The organism is Catenibacterium faecis (genome assembly GCF_014306455.1).
Lineage (GTDB): Bacteria > Bacillota_I > Bacilli_A > Erysipelotrichales > Coprobacillaceae > Catenibacterium > Catenibacterium mitsuoka_A.
The window spans coordinates 1-19,998 of record NZ_JACRWG010000022.1 but is presented as its reverse complement, the minus strand read 5'-3'; the positions used below and the strand labels follow the sequence as shown (position 1 = coordinate 19,998).

Sequence of the window (19,998 nt, the reverse complement as noted above, 5' to 3'; positions counted from 1 at the left end):
CTCATATGGGGGCTCTATCTTCGATAGAGTCCTTTATTATTTGGAGGTGTAAAATGTATAAATTATTAGTTGTAGAAGATGAAGTACTGATTAGAGATATTATTAAAGAATATTTCGCAACAAGAGATTATGAAGTCATTGAAGCTGTAGATGGTTATGATGCTTTAGAAAAAGTGAATCAGGATATTGATATGGTTTTACTTGATATTATGATGCCAGGAATGGATGGGTATGAAACATGTAAGAAGATCCGTGAAAAATATGATATGCCTATTATTTTTATCAGTGCTTTATCTGAAACTGATAATATGCTAGACGGTTATCATGTAGGTGCAGATGATTATATTACTAAGCCATTTAAACCTTCTGTTTTATATGCGAAATGTCAGGCTATTTTAAATAGAAGCAAGAAGACAGAAAAAGAAGATAAAGAAACAATCTGGCTAGATGAAAGTAAGCATCTCATGTATGTGGATGGTGAAGCGGTAGCACTTCCTAATAAAGAGTATTTATTGATGGAGTTATTTCTAAATAATAAGAATCAGTTATTTACTCGTTCTCAGATTTTAAATAAGGTCTGGGGTTATGATTATTATGGTGATGGACGTGCTGTAGATACTTATATTAAGAAACTAAGAAAAAAGTTAGGTGTACATTCACATCGTATTCAGACTATTATGAAGGCAGGTTATACATATACGGATGAAGAAGACTAAATGGTCTTTTGGACTTGTACAGCGTACTTTCTTCTTAATGTTGTTTGTATTTATTATTATTCTAGGACTTATGTCCTTACAAGGTATTACAGAATACAAAGAGCGTCTTATTAGTTCAACTTACGATGCTTCACTCACTTCAGGAATACAGAGTATTTATCAAACGGAATATTCATTAGATAATAAGAATATGACCACATATTTAAAGAATTACTACCTAACCAATGAAGGCATGTCTGCGATTGTTGATAGTGATAATAATATTAAGTCATTTGTGAGTAGTGCTTCTTTACATGTATCTCAATTATGGATTCTTGATGAAAATAAGAGTCAAGAAATCATGGTAGATATATCTGAAAATAATTTAGTAAAGAAAATCAATGAATATATGATTGCCCATCCGGATGAGAATTATGAAGTAGTTATAGGTGGTGCACAGTCTAAAAAGAAACAATATTATATTAATAATGATAAACAAGAAGTTGAATACTATACATCAATGGATACAACAGGTATTCATCCTGCTTATCTTGCGATTAATGGTAAGGTGTTACTTAATAACTCACATAAATCATTGAAGAAATATAAAGTATCCTGGTATATGTCTGAAAGATGTTTTTATGAAAGAAATGGTGCAAGCGGTGGAAGAGAGTTCACTGATTATAAGAAACTTAAGAAGGCATTAGAGAAACAGATCAAGAAGATTGATAGTATTGAATATGCAAGAGGGTCTGATTATGTGCATTCTAAGAGTATTAATGTAGGTGATGGTACAATGACTATTGTGCTTTCAGAACTTAATCAAGAAATCTCTTCTGTATCAAATACAAGTGGTGTAAAAGGTTATTTTGTATCTGCAAGCTTTATACCAAAATTAACTAAAAGAGCTGCTGTGAATTATTTTGAACATTCTTGGTATATTTATATTATTGTGCTCTGGTTAAATGTTGTGATTTCTATTGTAATCTCACATATGATTACTAAACCATTAAGACATGTATCAGAAGTTACAAGTGAAATTGCGAAAAATGATTTCAGTGAGAAGTTCTTAATTACACGTCATGATGAAATAGGACAATTAGAAAACAATATTAATATCATGAGTACTAATCTGGACAATACAATCAATCAGCTTACAGAACAATTAGAACATGTCCAAAGACTTGAACATACAAGAAAACAGTTTATTGCGAACTTCACACATGAGATCAAAACACCCCTTGGTATTATTGCCGGTTATTCTGAATTATTAGAAGATGCTACTTCGCAGGAATCAAGAGAAAAATATATTTCTATCATCAATGAACAGATAGAGCGTATTAATGGAATTGTACTCACAATGTTGGAACTTTCACGTTTAGAATCAGGTAAGATTGAACTCAATAACTATTATGTTTCATTATCTGAATTAGTAGAAGAAGTCATAGATGATTTTGAATATGAATTAGAAAAGAAACAACTTCATGTAGTAAAGGAATATGAAGTTGTTGATTTAGATTGTGATCCTATTCAGATAGAAAGAGTTATTAACAACCTCACATCTAATGCGATTAAACATACCGAAGAACATGGTATAATCACATATCGTATTATGAAGCATCGCTTTGAGATAGAAAATGAAGGACATCATCTCTCTCAGGAAGAGATGGAATCTATCTGGGAAGCCTATATTTCTAAGGATCAAGGTGGAACAGGACTCGGTCTTCCTATCGTAAAAGCGATATTAGAGAGACATGGATATCATTTTGGAGTAGAAAATACAGAAAAAGGTGTTCTATTCTACTTTGAATATTGATATAATAAGGCAAGTAGGGAATGGGTGATCTTATGAAACTAAAAAGAGTACAGTTTTTTATGTCTAAACAAAGTTATCTAGCTAGTCTCCTTGCGATTGCAGCATTAGTCTGTTATTTCATAGGTTACGCCTCAATTGCGATTATTCTGACTATCGCGATTATTATTTGTTTAGTTATTTATTTTATTCTTGGTCTCGTTTATTGGAGATGCCCTTATTGTCATAACTACCTTCCTACAAAAGATGCAGGTAGTTTAACAGTGTGTCCCCATTGTCAAAAAGAATTATTTAGAGATGAAGAAAACAATACTGTAGAAAAATAAAAGGCTGATATCACATAAGTGATATCAGTCTTTTTCTATAAGTAAATAGCTTTATTGATGTGAAGATAGTAGATAATAGGCTGTACATCAGTATGGAATACTTCTTTAAGTACTTTAGAGTAATAAGATAACTGTGTACGATGGAGCTCTTTAAGCACTTCTTCGCTGTTGTCTTTTGATACTCTATCTGTCTTATAGTCTAGTACATAAACTTTATTGTCTTTAATAAAGACTACGTCAAATATACCATTGATGATGAGTCCATTCTCATCTTTATATCTAAATTGTTTTTCCTGATAAATTCGATCTGCATCTTTAATCAATTGATATGTATCACTATTGATAAAATCATTGATATGAGGAAGATAGTTGTTTAAGACCTTGAGTCCTTCCTCATCAAACATCTGATTCTTATGAAGTGATTCAATCAGTTCTTGAGGATCATCATCTTTAAAATTAAAGTAACTCAATAAGTTATGTACGAGTGTTCCTCTATCTGTCGCTAGATAGTGAGTTTCTTCATTACTAAAATCAAAATGTGTATCATCATTCTTCATTTCTTCCATACTTGTGACCGCAATGCTACGTGGTTCAACAGGATATGGATATTCAAAATCATAATACTTCTTGTAGGCACGATATTGGTTCTCTATCTTTGTTTTCGCATAAGCAGGAATCTTATTTATTGTTTCACTGCTATCTTGTATTACACAATGGAAACGTGCTAAGTAGGTATCATCATTTTCTAGTTCTTCAAAAGAAGAACGATCTAAAGAAAGATAAGGACTAATTTCGGGAATAAATTGTCTTATATCCTTCTGGAAATTAGGATGTCTTAATAAAGCCATAAGAACCCAGCTTAAATAATTATTCGTAGAACGCATGGCGAGGTTATATACAACGCCATGGCCTTTTATTAAGGTAGGATCTGTATCATTGGCCTGTACCTTGCGCGCAATAGAAATAATCTCTTCTTCATCTTTAATAGTACCAGTTAAGATCAGTTTCTTTTCTGCACGTGTTAAGGCGACATAAAGAATACGCATTTCTTCATTCACTGTTTCCTGACGAATCAGCAGCTTCAACATCTTTAAATAAGGATGTTCATACTTACATAGAATTTTTCCAAAAGGAGACTTTTCTTTTCGTGCAACACTTCCTGCTACACCATCATGCTGAGATATGATAATGTCGGCTTTTTCATCAGAATTATTAAACTTCTTCTGCATCGCACTCACAAATACAACAGGGAACTGTAACCCTTTAGACTTATGAATAGTCATGAACTCTACGGCATCATTTTCATCACTCGCAATAAATCCAGGGGCCTGGCTAGAAGAAGAATCTAATAGTTCTAAGTAATCTTTTAAATAAGGATATTCTTCATTAGTACGGAATGTTTCTAATAGAATATCTAAGTTTGCGCTACGCTGTTCACCATTCATTAGCTGGGATACAAAAGCTTGGTATCCTGTTTCTTTTAAACATTTCTTTAATGTTTCATAAGGTGAAGATGTCATGGCCGTATTTCTTAAATCATCAAATACTTCTAAGAAATGAAGTACTTTATTGTTGGTATGATGTGTAAGGTTGATATAGAGAGGATCATCTGCATCTCTGATTTCTAATAACTCATTCTCAGTAAAATGAGAGAATAAGAAGTTATTATGTAATACAGACAACATCGCAATATCATCATATGGATTTACTAAAGCCTTTAATAATATCATGATGCTGATGACTTCATTGGATTCAAATAAACCAGTGGATAAAGTAATATTGACGGGAATATGATAACGTTCAAATACTTTCTTATAAGTAATAAATTCAGTTGTAGCACGCATGAGTACCGCAAAATCATGATACTTATAATCTGTAACCTGCCTCATCTGAATAATTTTCTGAGCAACCATATGTGCTTCTACTTCGGATTTTGTATATTCTTCCTGATTATTATAAAGAGAAATAAGTACATCTGTATCAAAATCATGATTCTTTTTTAATTCTGAAAGTGTTGTACCTTTCGCATCATAATCATATCTTAAAATTGCATTATCCCCATGGATATACTCTAATCCACCTACGGCAGTATCCATAATACAATCAAAAATATAATTGACACTATCCAATACAACTTTTTCAGAACGATAGTTATACTTTAAATCAATACGAATATTTGTATCATATTCTGTCATCTCTTCTAGTTTAGTGAATGTATCAAACTTATGCTGGAAGATAGAAGGATCAGCCTGTCTAAAACGATAAATAGACTGTTTCATATCACCGACCATAAACATTGGAATCTCTTTATCATAATTCGCAATCTTTAAAACAAGATTTTCCTGTATCTGATTGGTATCCTGATATTCATCTACCATGATTTCTTTTAATGTATGATTTAATCTTTCTACTACAGGTTGATCTTCTTGTAAAAGTCTAGTTGCATACTCTTCTAGGTCATGGAAGTCCAATTCGTTTCTGGCTTTTTTTGCTTCTTTATAAGCCTGGTTGAATTGATCTAACAGCCCATTTTTTCCTAGCAAATAATAAATATCCTCGTAAGAAAAAGTAAGATACTCATGGAATTTATCTGTAAAAGAGAAATATTTTTGTAATTTTTTAAGTGGTTCAGTGACATCAGCCTTCAGTTTTGTATATTGTTTCTTAACTGAATCATCTACACCGAGTTCACTCCACTTGATAGATGACATTTCTATTTTATGTGATACGAGTCCATTCAAAATATCAAAAGAAAAGGGTTTATTGAGGGCATTATACAGATCAGAATAATAGTCATATAATGCAGTGGCAGGTGCAGGATGTTTCGCGTTTTCATCTGTTTCAAAGAAATAAGTAATATCATGTTTTTCACAGAAACGATAGAGAATATTATAGGCACTTAAACTTTTAATACAGCAGTCTTGATACAATTTTGCCATGCCATCTAGAATCGGTTTTTCTCCAAAAAACTTAGGGTTATAATACTTCTCATGAACTTGATCAAGGAATTGATGGAAATCCACAAAAGAATTAGTAATATTCTGGAAATCAATCAATGTCTGTTTTAATTCATCAAAATCATTTTTTGTATTATGACGAGAGGCATAATCCTGGAAACGAGGATCTTCTATCCATTTCTCTAAACACTGATCTAGTACTTGGTCTTTAATTAAATCAGGTGAAGGGTTCACCTTAAATCCTGGCATCACACCAATTAAATAGCCATACTTCTCTAATAGTGTCTTACAGAAACTATCAAATGTAGTGATATATGCATGAGGGAGTAATTGAATCTGTTCTTGAATATGTCTCAATGTTTCTTCATCATGATTAGCCAAAGCTTCTTCATGTAGAGATACATTCAATCTTTGTTTCATTTCATTTCCGGCCGCTTTAGTAAAAGTTAATACTAGAAATTGATCCATTGAATAATGATCATTCACAATCAAACTAATTAAACGGGCTACAAGAATTCTTGTCTTTCCTGAGCCAGCAGGAGCACTGACAAGAATGGTCTTTCCTCTTAAATCAATTGCAGCTTGCTGTTCTTTATTGTATTTAGGCATTCTAATCATCTCCTTTTAGTTTCTTATACATATCTTTCGCAATTATTCTATTTTCGTTCTCAAATACATCAAATAAACATACTGATTTATAAGGACAGTAATTACATGGATATACTTTAAAGTCATTCGCTGGCTGTGCACCTTCCATTAAAGTAGGGTGGATAGGAATCAATCCTTCATGAATCTTTTCATAGAGTTCAGAAATATGCTTTTCCACATATTCCATTATTTGATCTAATTCATCAGGTGAAACCACTTTTGCGCCATTATAGTATTCTCCAGACTTCTTAACTCTAATAGGAGTCACAAGGTCTGGGGAAATACCAAGTGCTTTTACAGACTTAGTTGATCCATCATCCACCATATAGCCTTCCATACGATACTCCTTTAATATTTCCCTTTGAATACTAGTTCCCCATGAATCATCTTCACGTGCAAGCATACGTCTCTTCATATTAAAGTACAACATACCTGCACGGTCCTTGTTTTCCTGCTTGCATAACATATCTAGATAAACAAGCATCTGAATATTAAATCCCTGTATTGCGAGATTGAAATCAACCTCTTTCTTACTTGATTTATAATCCACAATACGCACCATATTCTCAAATTCATCCACTCTATCAATAATACCTGAGAAAGGAACACCACCAATTTCACCAGAAATTTCTTTCTCTTTTGCGATAGGGACATAGTCACCTAGTTTTAACTGCTTCTGAATAATCTTGATTGTCATTTTCATATCTTCAATCAGATTATTAATAAAGTATTGGTTCATTGGATGACCATCATATTTCTCTTTCAGATTCTCTTCTATATAATGTTTTGCTTCTTGATCTACAAGAGATTCATCATCTAGACATTTCTCCATTAAATAATGACATAAAGAACCAAGTTCACTTGACTGCAAAGTATCTTCTCTCTTTTCTGTAATCTTTAATCCATATTTAATGTAATAAGAGAAAGGACACTTATTATATGTCTCTAAACGAGATATACTGACCCCTCTTCCGAGCTTATTTGTATCTTTAATAAACTCAGGCTGGTTACTTGTCATCTTATAATGATCAATCAATCGATTAATAGGATCTTCATCTATACGTGATTGATTTAAATATAGGTTATTCTTGATGAGATTCAATGGAGGATTAATATATTCTAATTCAAATAGATCACTTAAACGTGACATAAGAATAGAAGGAATTAACTCATTGGCAGCCATATTCTTCTTACTATAAGAGAATGTATAAGATAAATAAGGGTTTAAAAGAACTTGTATAATACGCTTATAATGTGCCTGTAACTGTTCATCTAATAATAAAGGATGAGGATTAAACTGTTTATAGTCCTCCTCCATTAAGAATCCTTTATCACTGATTTCTAAAGGTAAGAATGTTTCATTGATTCCTGTTAAGTAAATATGTTTTTGTGTTGCAGTGAGTCCCTTTTCAAGTGAAGTCACGATAACACCTGTCTTATTTGTTTCCCTTTTACCTGGGATAATACATTGAAGGAATAAATCAAACTCTTCAGGACTAATTTCATCATCACATTTATAGGCATCAAGAGTTTTGATCATGGATGCGCTGATATCCTGTTTTTGAAGGAACTGAATAATTTCTTTAAAAGTATGTCCTTTACACTCTGATAATGATCGAGACATTTTACGGTAGTCACTATTATAATGACATGTTTCATTTTGTGATAATGTGGCAGGAATATTGAGTTCATCAAAACATATAGTTAAATAATCTGAATAGCTTGCCTGATTTGTAATGATCATAAAATCTTCATATTGCAGCTGTTCATTCACAATGCGTGATTTAATATCACAGGCAATCTTCATACATTCCTGCATAGGATGACCACCTGTAATAATACGTCCTTTAGCTACATTATGCACATCCACATTATCGAATAAATGATGAATAATGGTATCTTCATATTCATTTAATACTTCATCTGCATCTGTCATCTCTAATAATGTGACTGGAACATAGTTGTCTATCTTCTTAAACAACTCTTTGGATGCAATATGAGGATAATCATCACTCATAATATAAAGAGGTGTCTTTAAAGAATCATCTATTAAATCTTCTACCATTTCTTCAATTGTCCAGTATCCTCCTGGAACAAGAGAATTAATTGTATATAAATCTTCACATTTTTTACTTAATAAAGTATCTTCGAAAAACTGTTCAAGAGTTATATTATTTCTATGAATCTTCTTAAGTGTATTAATGAGTTCAAGAATCATCTCATAAGAATTAGAACTAAACTGTATTGTATTAAATGTATGACAAGAAAGAATATGACGCATTATAAAAACAAGATCTGCCTGTGAATAAATATGACGGGCAAACTGTTTATGTGAAATCAAAATCTTATCTATATATTGTTTAAGTGTTAGAACCTCTATATCAAATAAACAGGAATACTTATTCAAGAATAGATCTTCTACATATTCTGTATTCTCTGTAATGATATAAGCAGGTCCCTGTAAGTGTTCTGCCAATTCATTGAGTTTTTTATTGAGGTGCATCCCTTTAATAATCTGCATAATGATTCTCCTTCATTTGTACTTTGGTACTATTATATCATTGCATCTAAAATCATGCATTAAGTTCAGTCTCTATAACACCTATATAATGGAGTTAAGAAAAAAAGCCTTCCACATAAGTGGAAAGCTTCAGGTTAACGTAACTCATCAAGCCACATAGATACATCTGCATCACTAGGCATACGTAAATCTCCACGAGGAGATAAAGCCACTGAACCAACTTTAGGTCCATCTGGGATACAGCTACGCTTAAACTGCTGAGTAAAGAAACGTCTATAGAATAGAGTGAGCCATTTCTTAATTGTTGCTTCATCATATTTATCACCATATGTATGAACCGCAATACGTAATAGTTTCTGTGGTTCATAATGGAATCTTGCATGATGATAAAGGAAGAAGTCATGTAATTCATAAGGTCCTACAATATCTTCTGTCTTCTGAGTAATTTCACCATCTTTTGCAGGAAGTAATTCAGGCGAAACTGGTGTATGAAGAATATCCTGTAATGTAGCTTCTAATACTTCACCTTTATATAAAGTAGATACATAATCTACAAGATATCTTACAAGTGTCTTAGGAACAGAAACATTAACACCATACATACTCATATGGTCACCATTATAAGTAGACCATCCAAGTGCAACTTCTGATAAGTCTCCTGTACCTACGACAATACCACCTGCCTGATTCGCAATATCCATAAGTACCTGTGTTCTTTCACGAGCCTGACAGTTTTCATAAGTGACATCATGGACTTCAGGGTTATGATTAATATCCTTAAAATGCTGGTTAACGGCATCTTTGATATTGACTGTCATAGAAGTGACTTCTAGTTCTTTCATAAGTGTTAAGGCATTATTTAAAGTACGATCTGTTGTACCAAAACAAGGCATAGTCACCGCAATAATATCTGATACAGGACGACCTAGCATCTTATAAGCCTTATGCATTACAAGTAAGGCAAGAGTAGAATCAAGTCCTCCAGACATACCAACAACGACTTTCTTAATATGAGCTGCTTCAAGTCTCTGCATTAAGCCATGAGTCTGAATATTAAATACTTCTTCACAACGGGCAGCACGTTTATCTTTATCACTAGGGACAAATGGATGAGGATCATAATAACGATCTAAATCTAATTCTTCATCATCTAATGCAAATGGTACAGCATCAAAATAATCTTCACTATCATAAGTGGTCATTTCAATACGTTCTGTATGAATCTTTTCTAAATCCATATCTGCATAGATTAAACCTGTAGAATACTGAGTAGATTCTTTAAGTAATGTACCATTTTCATAAATAAGGTGATGATTAGAGAATACCACATCTGTTGTTGATTCACCTACACCTGTATTACTATAAACATAGCCACATACAAGTCTTGCACTTGTTGCACTAATTAAGCTACGTCTATAATCACTCTTACCTGTTAAGTTATTAGATGCAGAAGGGTTCACAATAAGTGTTGCACCGTTTAAACATGCATCAGTACTTGGTGTATGAGGTGCCCATACATCTTCACATATTTCTACTCCAATCTTTAACCAAGGATGATTCACATCTTCAAAAATCTGTTCAGTTGTCACATGAATTTCCTGATCACATATAGTAATATACTCATCTAAATCACGACCACTCTTGAAATGTCTACCTTCATAGAATTCATGATAATTTGGAATATATGTCTTAGGTACAGCACCTAAAATATCTCCTCTATGTAATACAAGAGCACAGTTGTAAAGATCGTTACGGATGACAAGTGGCATTCCAATAACAATCACTGTATCAAGATTTTTTGTTTCATCTAGAATATATTGAAGCTGTGTTTCTGATTCATTCAATACTCTTTTCTGAAAGAAAAGATCTTCAATTGTATAACCAGTTAAACATAACTCATTTAATACAAGAACCTGTGTATGATTTGCGTTGGCTTCTTTTGATAAACGGATAATCTCCTGCGCATTCTTTTTCACATTTGCGATAGAGACTTTAAAAGAACCAGCTGCAACTCTAATAAAACCATCTTTCATAAACATTCCTCCAATTTCCCTCTCATTATATCAAAAAAAGTTCACATGAGTGAACTTTATAATAAATGTATATCATTTTCTTCGCAGATACGCATTGTATCTTCATCCCATAATGAAGCCTGTACTTCACCAATATGGGCTTTCTTTAAGAAGAACATACATAAACGTGACTGACCAATACCGCCACCAATACTTAATGGATAAACATTGTTTAAAACGTTCTGATGGTAAGGAAGTTCAGTACGTTCTTCAGCATGTGCTTTCTTTAACTGTTCTTTTAAAGCTTTCGCATCAACACGTACACCCATAGAAGATAATTCAAATGCATCATCAAGAATAGGATGATAAACAAGAATATCACCATTAAGTGTCCAGTCATCATAGTCTGGTGCACGTCCATCATGTTTAATACCTGACTTAAGGGTATCCCCAATCTTCATTAAACATACAGCTTTCTTAGCCTTAGTAATAGCTCTTTCTCTTTCCTTTGGTGTTAAATCAGGATAAACATCTTCTAATTCCTGTGTGGTAATAAAGAAAATCTTTTCTGGTAATAATCCTTTATCTAATTTTGGATAATGACGAATCATTAAGAAATCTAAATCTAATAAAGCTTTATAAATCTTCTTAACAGTCTGTTTAAAGAAATCAACAGTACGATCTTCAGGTTTGATCACTAATTCCCAGTCCCACTGGTCTACATACATAGAATGAAGGTTATCAATTGTTTCATCTCTTCTGATTGCATTCATATCTGTATATAGTCCAGTATGTGCTTCAAAGCCATATCTATAAAGCGCATCACGCTTCCACTTTGCAAGTGAATGAATAATTTCAATTTCATCATCGTTATTCAATTCATAGCTGTTGAAAGCTACTGGTCTTTCAGTTCCATTTAAATCATCATTTAATCCTGTGTTTTTTAATAAGAATAGTGGTGCAGATACTCGAGTGAGTCTTAATTCTTCTGATAAACGTCTTTCAAAATAGTCCTTAATCATTTTAATCGCAACTTCAGTCTCAATCAGATTGAGTTGTGAATGATAGTTTTCTGGTATAAATACTTTGCTCATAACTTTACTCCTTTATACATGATTATATAAGAAAAAAATAAAAAAGAAAGAAAGAAAACAGTATTTCTTTGAATATTTAAAAATATGTAATAATTTAGGGAAATTGAAAAAACAACGAACTTGATTGACTTATTTCCGATTATTTAATACAATGTTGGAAACACAAGATAAGGAGATGCACAATGGAAAAATTGTTTAAGAGCACAAGAGGCAATCAGACACCTATTGATTTTTATACATCTATTCTTCAGGGAATCGCAAGTGATGGGGGATTACTTGTACCTGACTTTGATTTTGAGAAGAAAAATCTAGAAGATTTACTCCCATTAAACTATGTAGATCTTGCAACTGAGATTATTGGTACATTTGCGCCTAGTGATGCAAAAGAAGCATTACATACAGCTTGCAATCAGGCTTATGGTGAAGGTTTATTCTGTGATGAAGTGGTTCCTGTAAAGAAAGCAGGAAATGTATATGTTGCAGAACTCTATCAGGGGCCTACAGCTGCATTCAAGGATATGGCATTATCTATGCTTCCAAGAATGATGACTCTTTCTTTAAAGAAGAAAGGTGAAGAACGTGAAGTGATGATTCTTGCAGCTACAAGTGGTGATACAGGTAAAGCTGCATTAGAAGGCTTTAAGGATGTAGAAGGTACATGTATTAAAGTTTTCTATCCAATCGATGGTGTATCAGCTATTCAGCAGCAGCAGATGGTGACAACAACAGGTAAGAATGTTGAAATCATCGGTATTAGAGGTAACTTTGATGATGCACAGTCTGCAGTTAAGAAGGCATTTGGTTCTAAAGAATTAAAAGAACTTTGTGATGAACATCATATCTTCTTATCTTCAGCTAACTCAATCAATATTGGACGTTTAATTCCACAGATTGTATATTACTTCTATTCATATTTAACACTTGTGAAGAGAAATGAAATCAAACTAGGAGAAGCAGTAAACTTTACAGTGCCTTCAGGTAACTTTGGTAACTGCTTAGCTGGATGGATTGCAAAGAATATGGGATTACCAGTGAATCAGTTCATTGTTGCTTCTAATAAGAATAATATCTTAACTGATTTCTTCACTACGGGTACTTATGATGCAAGACGTGAATTCTATAAGACTAATGCTCCTGCAATGGATATCTTAGTTTCTAGTAACTTAGAAAGATTAGTATGGTTCATGGTGAATGGTGATAGTGAAAAAGTGAATAAGTATATGGAAGAACTTAAAGAAACAGGTGTTTATAAAGTAGATGATGAAACACTTGCAAGAGTTCAGAAAGAATTCAAGGCAGGATGTCTTGGAGAAGAAGATGTACTTAAAGTTGTTCATGACTGCTGGAATGAAAACAAGTATTTATTAGATACACATACAGCTGTTGGTTATGGTGTTTATGAAGAATATGTCAAGAACACTGGTGATACAACTAAGACAATCTTACTTTCTACTGCATCACCTTATAAGTTCCCAGAATCTGTATATCAGGCATTAACTGGTGAAGAAGTAGATGTTTATACAGCTATCGAAAAACTACATGATTTAACTGGTATGGAAATTTCTTACCCATTAAAAGGAATTAAGGATCGTGAAATTCTTCATAAGGGTGTTATTGATAGAGATGCAATTCTAGATACTATTGCAGAAAAGATCAAGGAGTACTAATTATGTTTGTAAAGGTAAGAGTTCCTGCAACAAGTGCAAACTTAGGACCTGGATTTGACGTTGCGGGTCTAGCAGTAACTTTATATAATACATTCACTTTTGAATTATTAGATGAAGGATTAGAAATCTTAGGATGTCCTGAACAGTTTGCGAACAAAGATAACTTAACTTATCGTGCTTTTGAAGAAGGTGCACGTTATGTAGGATTAGATTATAAAGGATTACGTATTACCAATGAAGGAGATGTTCCTTATACAAGAGGATTAGGTTCTTCTTCTACATGTATTGTGGCTGGTATTGTCGGTGCATTCGCATTCAAGAATCGTTATGAAGAACGTCAGAACATTCTTGAACTTGCAACAAAGATTGAAGGACATCCAGATAACGTTGCTCCAGCAATCTTTGGTGGATTAACTGTATCTGTTATGGAAGAACATAAAGTGACTACATTATCTATTCCAGTTAAACAGGAATACCGTTATGTCGCACTTATTCCACCTTTCACATTATCTACAGAAAAAGCACGTTCTGTATTACCACAGACACTAGACCGTGCAGATGCGATTAAGAATGTATCTCATCTAGCATTAATGGTTGCATCACTTATTAATGGATATGATGAAGGTTTAAAACTAGGCTTTAAGGATCGTTTCCATCAGCCATATCGTGGACACCTAATTGATAATTTCTTTCCTATTATGGAAACATTAGAGAAGGATGAAAGAGTATTAGGTGCTTATTTATCAGGCGCAGGGCCTACTATCATGGCTTTAATTCGTGCTGATGATACAATGGGTGTTGTTCGTATTAAAGAAGAATTAGGATCTTTAATTGACGGATGGCAAGTAGAAAAGTTAGAATTAGATGAACGTGGATTTACATGTGACTTTTTATAATACCTGGCAGTTGTCAGGTATTTTTTTCAGGAGGATCAAATGAAGAATTATCATACACATACAACAAGATGTATGCATGCAATTGGAAGTGAAGAAGAATATATTCTAGCAGCCATTTCAGCTGGATATACAGAACTAGGCTTTTCAGACCATACACCATGGCATTATGAATCAGGATATCATGCCACAATGCGTATGGATGAATCACAACTTGAAGACTATGTCCATACATTATCAGTACTAAGAGATAAGTATAAAGACAAGATTTCTATTAAGATTGGTTTAGAATGTGAATACTTTGAAGATAAGATGGAGTGGCTTAAGGATCAGCTTGAAAAGTATAAGCTTGATTATATTATTTTAGGGAATCATTTTGATGGCAGTGATGAAACTGGTATTTATTATGGTCATCCAGTATCTTTAGAAGAACTAAAGAGATATGTATCACAGGTAATCAAGGCTATGGATACAGGCTTATTCTCATATGTAGCGCATCCTGATGTTGTTTTCTATGATGAAAAGAATCAAGAACATATTGATGAGTTAGAGAAAATCTGTATTCATGCGGCTGAAATAGATATGCCTTTAGAATTTAACTTATTAGGATATAAGGCTATGCATCATTATCCAAGTCAGCCATTTATTGATTTATGTAAGAAGCATCATAATCGTATTATTATCGGCACAGATGCGCATGAACCAAGTGCATTAAAAGATACTAAAACATATAATCGTGCTTATGCTTACTTAAAGGAAAGTGGTTTAGAAATTACTGAAGATATTAAGATGTTGAGATAGAAGGCTTGAGAAAGCCTTTTTTTCTTTTGACAGTTCCGTTGAGTGTAAATTGAAAAAGTTATGGAATATTCATGTTTATTTTGATTTAAATGTATGCAGAAAATGTAGTAATGTATCTCGCTTGATTAAGATTGCTCATATCAGGCACTATATGTCAGTAACTGAATTAGTTTGACAGTTATTGTGACATTAAATTTAAAAAGCATTGATATATTCATGTTTATTTTGAATTAGATGCATGAGAAAAATGTAGTAATATAATATACGGTAGTGATATTTTTAAATTAGAAAGTATGTATTAGATATTAAAAAGAATGATATTATTTCATTTATTTAAAAAAACCTTTACAATATAAAGTGCCTAGTATTGATTAAAGGCTGTATAATAAAGGTGGTGATAAAAATGGAACATATTACAGATATAGATAAAACAGCACATCTTGAAGAATGTGTAGAAGCGGTGAGAGAAATCATTAATCCAGATGATTATGGATTAACTGAAGAAGCTCTTTATGCTCTTACAAAAGAAATCATGGATACTTCTCTTACAATGGGAGGAGACTTTCATTTAGATAACATTCGTTTCTTTGCGGAACGTTTTATTAAGAGCGGATCAATTGCACGTTTTAAGATGGCTCATGAAAATGATTTTTAAGGAGGAATTGTATGGGTAAAATAGAAGATGTTATCCAACAGTACCTGGATGAACATAAAAGTCATTATCTAGGTAAATATCGTTATAGATGTAGCTATCGTATTAGTGATACTGCGATGAAGTTTCATTATTATATGCTTGATGAAAACTTCAGAAATATCGATATTTATGTTGAATTATCATATGGTGATAAGGTTGAAGCAGAATTCTCAGAAAATTTAAATGACCAGGAAAAGCAGTTTATTATTAAAGATGCACTGGTACATATTTTTTATAAAGAGAAGTTTACACATGTCCTTCATTATTCTTTGATTCCAAAGATTGTGAAGGAACATCATCTTATTGATACAAACATGGCACCGATTGATTATATTGAGATCTTGGAGTACATGAAGTATCATCAGGGGATTAATAAAAAGACAGTCGATTCTTTCTATGAAATCTATCTTCCAGTTATGCATGATTTAATCAAGACACAAAAATATGATGTTTATATTTCTTCATTGATCTTATTATTACGTAACATACTTTATGAATATGACTGGGATGGACCAAATTCTAAATATCGTGATACGGAATATCAATATCATTTATATTATGTAAGAGAATTGATTCAGGAAATTATTGACCATCTAGATGTATTCTATAAGCATGCAGCAAGCTATTTGTTCCATCTTATGCATCTACTATGTCAGCATACTTTATTCGCATTTTGTATTATGAGCAATCTTGGCTCATTATTTAATTATAATGAGGTTGTTTTAAAGGCTTTATCAGACAATTTGAAAAAGCACTTTATCTTATACGATAAGGAAGCTAATAATTTAAATCAATGTAATCTTGTTTATTCTTATTTATTTTATTCTTATTTAAATAAGAAAGAACCTTTTAGAGAAGTAATCAAACAGGTATTTAGAACAATTGTGGATTCGATTCTTGTTTATGCAAATCATGATCTAGATCTTGCATTAGGTAATACATTATTAAAAAATGAAGGTTATGATGTATTGCTTGATTTATTCAGCAATGATTACAATACATTTATATTCACTTGCTTCCCAATTAGTTCATTTCCAACAGAAATGCGTACATCAGTTCGTAATGAACTCGTTGCCGCTATTCGTTTCTTTGCAGGTAGAATGAATAATGATAAGTATAAGCTCAGCTCATTTGAACAGGTATTAAATATCAATAGATTATTATTAGATAATTTTGGAGATTGGTATAAATGAAAAAGAGAAATATAGTCACAGCAGTCTTTGGAACAGCTGTCCTTGCTGGTGCAGGGTTATATCAGAAAACAAGTCAGTTTGTAGATGAACGCTTATATCGTACACATATTAAACGTACCTTATTTGAGACTTTAAAGCCTCAGACAGTACGTATTAAGAATATGAATGATGCGATTTTAACTGGTCATCTACTTGAAGTGGATCATGCAGACAATACATTAATCATGGTTCACGGTTTTACTAAAGATGCATCTTCTCTAGAAAATGAAGCAATCTATTTTCAGTCAATTTGCCCTCATACTAATATCTTGATGATTGATTGTTATGGTAATGGATCATCTGATGGTGTGACAAGAGGTGTTGGTTTCCAAGATGTTATGGATATTAACTATTGGAATCGTTTCATTATTCAAAAGTATGGCGAAGATCATCCAGTCTTCTTCTATGGTAAAGAAACAGGTGCTGTCGCACTACTTTGTGCAGGTAGTGCAGGTTTATTAAAGAATGCAACAAGCTTAATTGTAGAAAGTACATTTAAGAATGTGCGTGATTACTTTGCATATTTAATGAAGAATGATGGATATCCAGAATCTATCACACGTCCTTTACTTTCGATTGTATTAAGAAAAGAATTAAATGTACCTCTAGATGATCTAGATGTCATGAGATATATAAGAAGGAATACTATTCCGACATTATTTATCCAAAACAAAAACAACAATAAGGTAGATTTTAATGATGTATTTGATTTATACAATAATGCATTATGTGTTAAAGAATTAATGCCATTAAAAGATGAGCCATTTTATGCTCTTGATGAAAAGCATCCTTATAAGGATCTTCTTATAGAGTTTTTAAATAGAAATGGATGATAGGAGGATTAAAATGTATTTTAAAGAATCAACAGGCTTCCCAAAGGATTTCTTATGGGGAAGTGCTTCAGCTGCTTATCAGGTAGAAGGTGCCTGGGCTGAAGATGGCAAAAAGCCTTCAGTATGGGATAAGTTTGTAAGAATCCCAGGTAAGACATTCAAAGCTACTACTGGTGATAAGGCAGTTGACCATTATCATATGTATAAAGAAGATGTCAGATTAATGGCTGAAATGGGGTTAAAGACTTATCGTTTCTCAATTGCCTGGTCAAGAATCTATCCAGATGGTAATGGACAGGTGAATGAAAAAGGTTTACAGTTCTATGATGACTTAATCAATGAATGCTTAAAGTATAATATTGTCCCAATGGTGACTGTATATCATTGGGATTTACCACAGGCATTAGAAGATCAATATCATGGCTGGGAAGATCGTCGTATTGTCGATGATTTTGTGAATTATGCAACTACATTATTTAAACGTTATGGTGATCGTGTTAAACATTGGATTATCTTAAATGAGCAGAATGTCTTCACTGGACATGGCTGGATGCTTGCTAAACATCCACCAGGAAAATTTAAGGATATGAAGACTTACTATCAGGTGAATCATCATGCATTCATGGCTCATGCAAAATCAGTACTTGCATTAAAGGAACTTTATCCTGATGCATTAGTCGGTTCATCATTCGCTTATGGTCCAGCTTATGCTGTATCTGATAAACCAGAAGATCAGATGGCATGTGTTGATTATGAAGACTTAAAGTCATACTACTGGATGGATGTTTATGCTTATGGACGTTATCCAAGATCTGCAATGAAGTATTTAGAATCATTAGGTGTTGCCCCTCACTTTGAAGAAGGCGATGCTGAAATTCTAAAAGAAGCTGCATCTAAAGTAGATTTCATGGGTGTTAACTACTATAAGACATGTAGTATTGAATACAACCCACTAGATGGTGTTGATTCTCTTGGTGGAGAAAACAATACAGGTAAGAAGGGTACAGCAGAAATGGAAGGTGTACCTGGTATGTATAAGGTACCTGCAAATAAGAATCTTCCTACAACTGACTGGGACTGGACTATTGATCCTATGGGATTACGTTTTGCGTGTCGTAAGATTACTTCACGTTATGATTTACCAATCGTTATTTCAGAAAACGGACTTGGCGCATTTGATAAATTAGAAGATGGAAAGATCCATGATTCATATCGTATTGAATATTTGCGTAACCATATTGAAGAATTAAAGAAAGCATGTGATGATGGATGCCGTATTCTTGCATATTGCACATGGTCATATACTGATTTATTAAGCTGGTTAAATGGTTATCAGAAACGTTATGGCTTTGTCTATGTAGATCGTGATGAAGATGAAAACTCTGGTACTCTAAAGAGAATTCCAAAAGATTCATACTATTGGTATAAGAAAGTTATTGAAACTAATGGTGAAGAATTATAATTCATAGAAGGCTGATTCATATTGAATCAGTCTTTTATATGTTTAAATAAGGCATAGAGAGCTTACAAGAGAAATATGTAAAAGAAGATAAAAAATAATCAAAATAGAAAAAAGTTGATTATATCGACAAAAATAAACATTGTGAAATAAAAACGGAAAATAATTTAAAAAAATGCTTTACAAGTGTTGGAATATTGGGTATTATAGACAGGCAGTCCGGGAGACGGGCTGAGACAGAACATTGAAAACTGAACAGATACACGTCAGATTTATTTGAAAACATTTAATTGATGAGCTGAACATCAGCTCTTCACATATTCAGTGGAGAGTTTGATCCTGGCTCAGGATGA

General features: G+C 32.8%; 14 protein-coding genes. 10 read left to right on the top strand and 4 right to left on the bottom strand.

Features of this window, described 5'->3' with window-relative positions; translation table 11 throughout:
• Nucleotides 1-53: 53 nt before the first annotated feature.
• From H8909_RS06480 to H8909_RS06470, 3 genes are read left to right on the top strand one after another with little or no spacing between them, the layout of a single operon-like run.
• Nucleotides 54-716 carry a response regulator transcription factor gene (locus tag H8909_RS06480; RefSeq protein WP_226793636.1) on the top strand — a complete coding sequence of 221 codons (663 nt, stop codon included), beginning with the start codon at nucleotides 54-56 and terminating at the stop codon, nucleotides 714-716.
• Nucleotides 703-2,511 (top strand): sensor histidine kinase, encoded by a 1,809-nt coding sequence (locus tag H8909_RS06475; RefSeq protein WP_187012238.1) that lies wholly within the window; start codon nucleotides 703-705, stop codon nucleotides 2,509-2,511. Before H8909_RS06480 ends, H8909_RS06475 begins: the two co-directional genes overlap by 14 nt.
• Before the next feature lie 32 nt (nucleotides 2,512-2,543).
• Complete coding sequence (locus H8909_RS06470; protein ID WP_040389743.1) at nucleotides 2,544-2,834, top strand: hypothetical protein; 291 nt, start codon at nucleotides 2,544-2,546, stop codon at nucleotides 2,832-2,834.
• 35 nt (nucleotides 2,835-2,869) lie between these two features.
• Here the strand turns inward: H8909_RS06470 and H8909_RS06465 are convergent, their stop codons facing one another.
• From H8909_RS06465 to asnA, 4 genes are all read right to left on the bottom strand, one after another.
• On the bottom strand, nucleotides 2,870-6,400 hold the full coding sequence (locus tag H8909_RS06465) for a UvrD-helicase domain-containing protein (protein ID WP_187012237.1): 3,531 nt from the start codon (nucleotides 6,398-6,400) through the stop codon (nucleotides 2,870-2,872).
• Nucleotide 6,401: 1 nt separating this feature from the next.
• Nucleotides 6,402-8,960: a PD-(D/E)XK nuclease family protein gene (locus tag H8909_RS06460; RefSeq protein WP_187012236.1), complete on the bottom strand. Its 2,559-nt coding sequence runs from the start codon at nucleotides 8,958-8,960 to the stop codon at nucleotides 6,402-6,404.
• Between the two features lie 134 nt (nucleotides 8,961-9,094).
• Nucleotides 9,095-10,993 (bottom strand): NAD(+) synthase, encoded by a 1,899-nt coding sequence (locus tag H8909_RS06455; RefSeq protein WP_187012235.1) that lies wholly within the window; start codon nucleotides 10,991-10,993, stop codon nucleotides 9,095-9,097.
• A gap of 56 nt (nucleotides 10,994-11,049) precedes the next feature.
• The gene (asnA, locus tag H8909_RS06450) at nucleotides 11,050-12,066 is read right to left on the bottom strand and encodes an aspartate--ammonia ligase (RefSeq protein ID WP_117459395.1); all 1,017 of its coding nucleotides are present in this window, start codon (nucleotides 12,064-12,066) and stop codon (nucleotides 11,050-11,052) included.
• Nucleotides 12,067-12,248: 182 nt separating this feature from the next.
• Between asnA and thrC the strand changes: the two genes are divergently transcribed.
• The 7 genes from thrC (at nucleotide 12,249) to H8909_RS06415 (ending at nucleotide 19,648) form a co-directional block, all read left to right on the top strand.
• The gene (gene thrC / locus H8909_RS06445; RefSeq protein ID WP_022425154.1) at nucleotides 12,249-13,733 is read left to right on the top strand and encodes a threonine synthase; all 1,485 of its coding nucleotides are present in this window, start codon (nucleotides 12,249-12,251) and stop codon (nucleotides 13,731-13,733) included.
• A gap of 2 nt (nucleotides 13,734-13,735) precedes the next feature.
• Complete coding sequence (gene thrB, locus H8909_RS06440) at nucleotides 13,736-14,629, top strand: homoserine kinase (protein ID WP_187012234.1); 894 nt, start codon at nucleotides 13,736-13,738, stop codon at nucleotides 14,627-14,629.
• A 39-nt stretch (nucleotides 14,630-14,668) separates the two neighbouring features.
• Nucleotides 14,669-15,427, top strand: a complete 759-nt coding sequence (locus H8909_RS06435) for a histidinol-phosphatase (protein ID WP_187012233.1) — start codon at nucleotides 14,669-14,671, stop codon at nucleotides 15,425-15,427.
• A gap of 403 nt (nucleotides 15,428-15,830) precedes the next feature.
• Nucleotides 15,831-16,082 carry a hypothetical protein gene (locus H8909_RS06430; protein WP_006505197.1) on the top strand — a complete coding sequence of 84 codons (252 nt, stop codon included), beginning with the start codon at nucleotides 15,831-15,833 and terminating at the stop codon, nucleotides 16,080-16,082.
• Nucleotides 16,083-16,093: 11 nt separating this feature from the next.
• Complete coding sequence (locus H8909_RS06425) at nucleotides 16,094-17,314, top strand: hypothetical protein (protein WP_187012232.1); 1,221 nt, start codon at nucleotides 16,094-16,096, stop codon at nucleotides 17,312-17,314.
• Nucleotides 17,311-18,186 (top strand): alpha/beta hydrolase family protein, encoded by an 876-nt coding sequence (locus tag H8909_RS06420; RefSeq protein WP_187012231.1) that lies wholly within the window; start codon nucleotides 17,311-17,313, stop codon nucleotides 18,184-18,186. Before H8909_RS06425 ends, H8909_RS06420 begins: the two co-directional genes overlap by 4 nt.
• 13 nt (nucleotides 18,187-18,199) lie before the next feature.
• The gene (locus tag H8909_RS06415) at nucleotides 18,200-19,648 is read left to right on the top strand and encodes a glycoside hydrolase family 1 protein (RefSeq protein WP_117459390.1); all 1,449 of its coding nucleotides are present in this window, start codon (nucleotides 18,200-18,202) and stop codon (nucleotides 19,646-19,648) included.
• The last annotated feature ends 350 nt before the right edge of the window (nucleotides 19,649-19,998 follow it).

Excerpts from the sequence above, each read along its gene's own strand:
- H8909_RS06480 (WP_226793636.1), top strand. The coding sequence starts at position 54 with ATGTATAAATTATTAGTTGTAGAAGATGAAGTACTGATTAGAGATATT.
- H8909_RS06475 (WP_187012238.1), top strand. The coding sequence starts at position 703 with ATGAAGAAGACTAAATGGTCTTTTGGACTTGTACAGCGTACTTTCTTC.
- H8909_RS06470 (WP_040389743.1), top strand. The coding sequence starts at position 2,544 with ATGAAACTAAAAAGAGTACAGTTTTTTATGTCTAAACAAAGTTATCTA.
- H8909_RS06465 (WP_187012237.1), bottom strand. The coding sequence starts at position 6,400 with ATGCCTAAATACAATAAAGAACAGCAAGCTGCAATTGATTTAAGAGGA.
- H8909_RS06460 (WP_187012236.1), bottom strand. The coding sequence starts at position 8,960 with ATGCAGATTATTAAAGGGATGCACCTCAATAAAAAACTCAATGAATTG.
- H8909_RS06455 (WP_187012235.1), bottom strand. The coding sequence starts at position 10,993 with ATGAAAGATGGTTTTATTAGAGTTGCAGCTGGTTCTTTTAAAGTCTCT.
- asnA (WP_117459395.1), bottom strand. The coding sequence starts at position 12,066 with ATGAGCAAAGTATTTATACCAGAAAACTATCATTCACAACTCAATCTG.
- thrC (WP_022425154.1), top strand. The coding sequence starts at position 12,249 with ATGGAAAAATTGTTTAAGAGCACAAGAGGCAATCAGACACCTATTGAT.
- thrB (WP_187012234.1), top strand. The coding sequence starts at position 13,736 with ATGTTTGTAAAGGTAAGAGTTCCTGCAACAAGTGCAAACTTAGGACCT.
- H8909_RS06435 (WP_187012233.1), top strand. The coding sequence starts at position 14,669 with ATGAAGAATTATCATACACATACAACAAGATGTATGCATGCAATTGGA.
- H8909_RS06430 (WP_006505197.1), top strand. The coding sequence starts at position 15,831 with ATGGAACATATTACAGATATAGATAAAACAGCACATCTTGAAGAATGT.
- H8909_RS06425 (WP_187012232.1), top strand. The coding sequence starts at position 16,094 with ATGGGTAAAATAGAAGATGTTATCCAACAGTACCTGGATGAACATAAA.
- H8909_RS06420 (WP_187012231.1), top strand. The coding sequence starts at position 17,311 with ATGAAAAAGAGAAATATAGTCACAGCAGTCTTTGGAACAGCTGTCCTT.
- H8909_RS06415 (WP_117459390.1), top strand. The coding sequence starts at position 18,200 with ATGTATTTTAAAGAATCAACAGGCTTCCCAAAGGATTTCTTATGGGGA.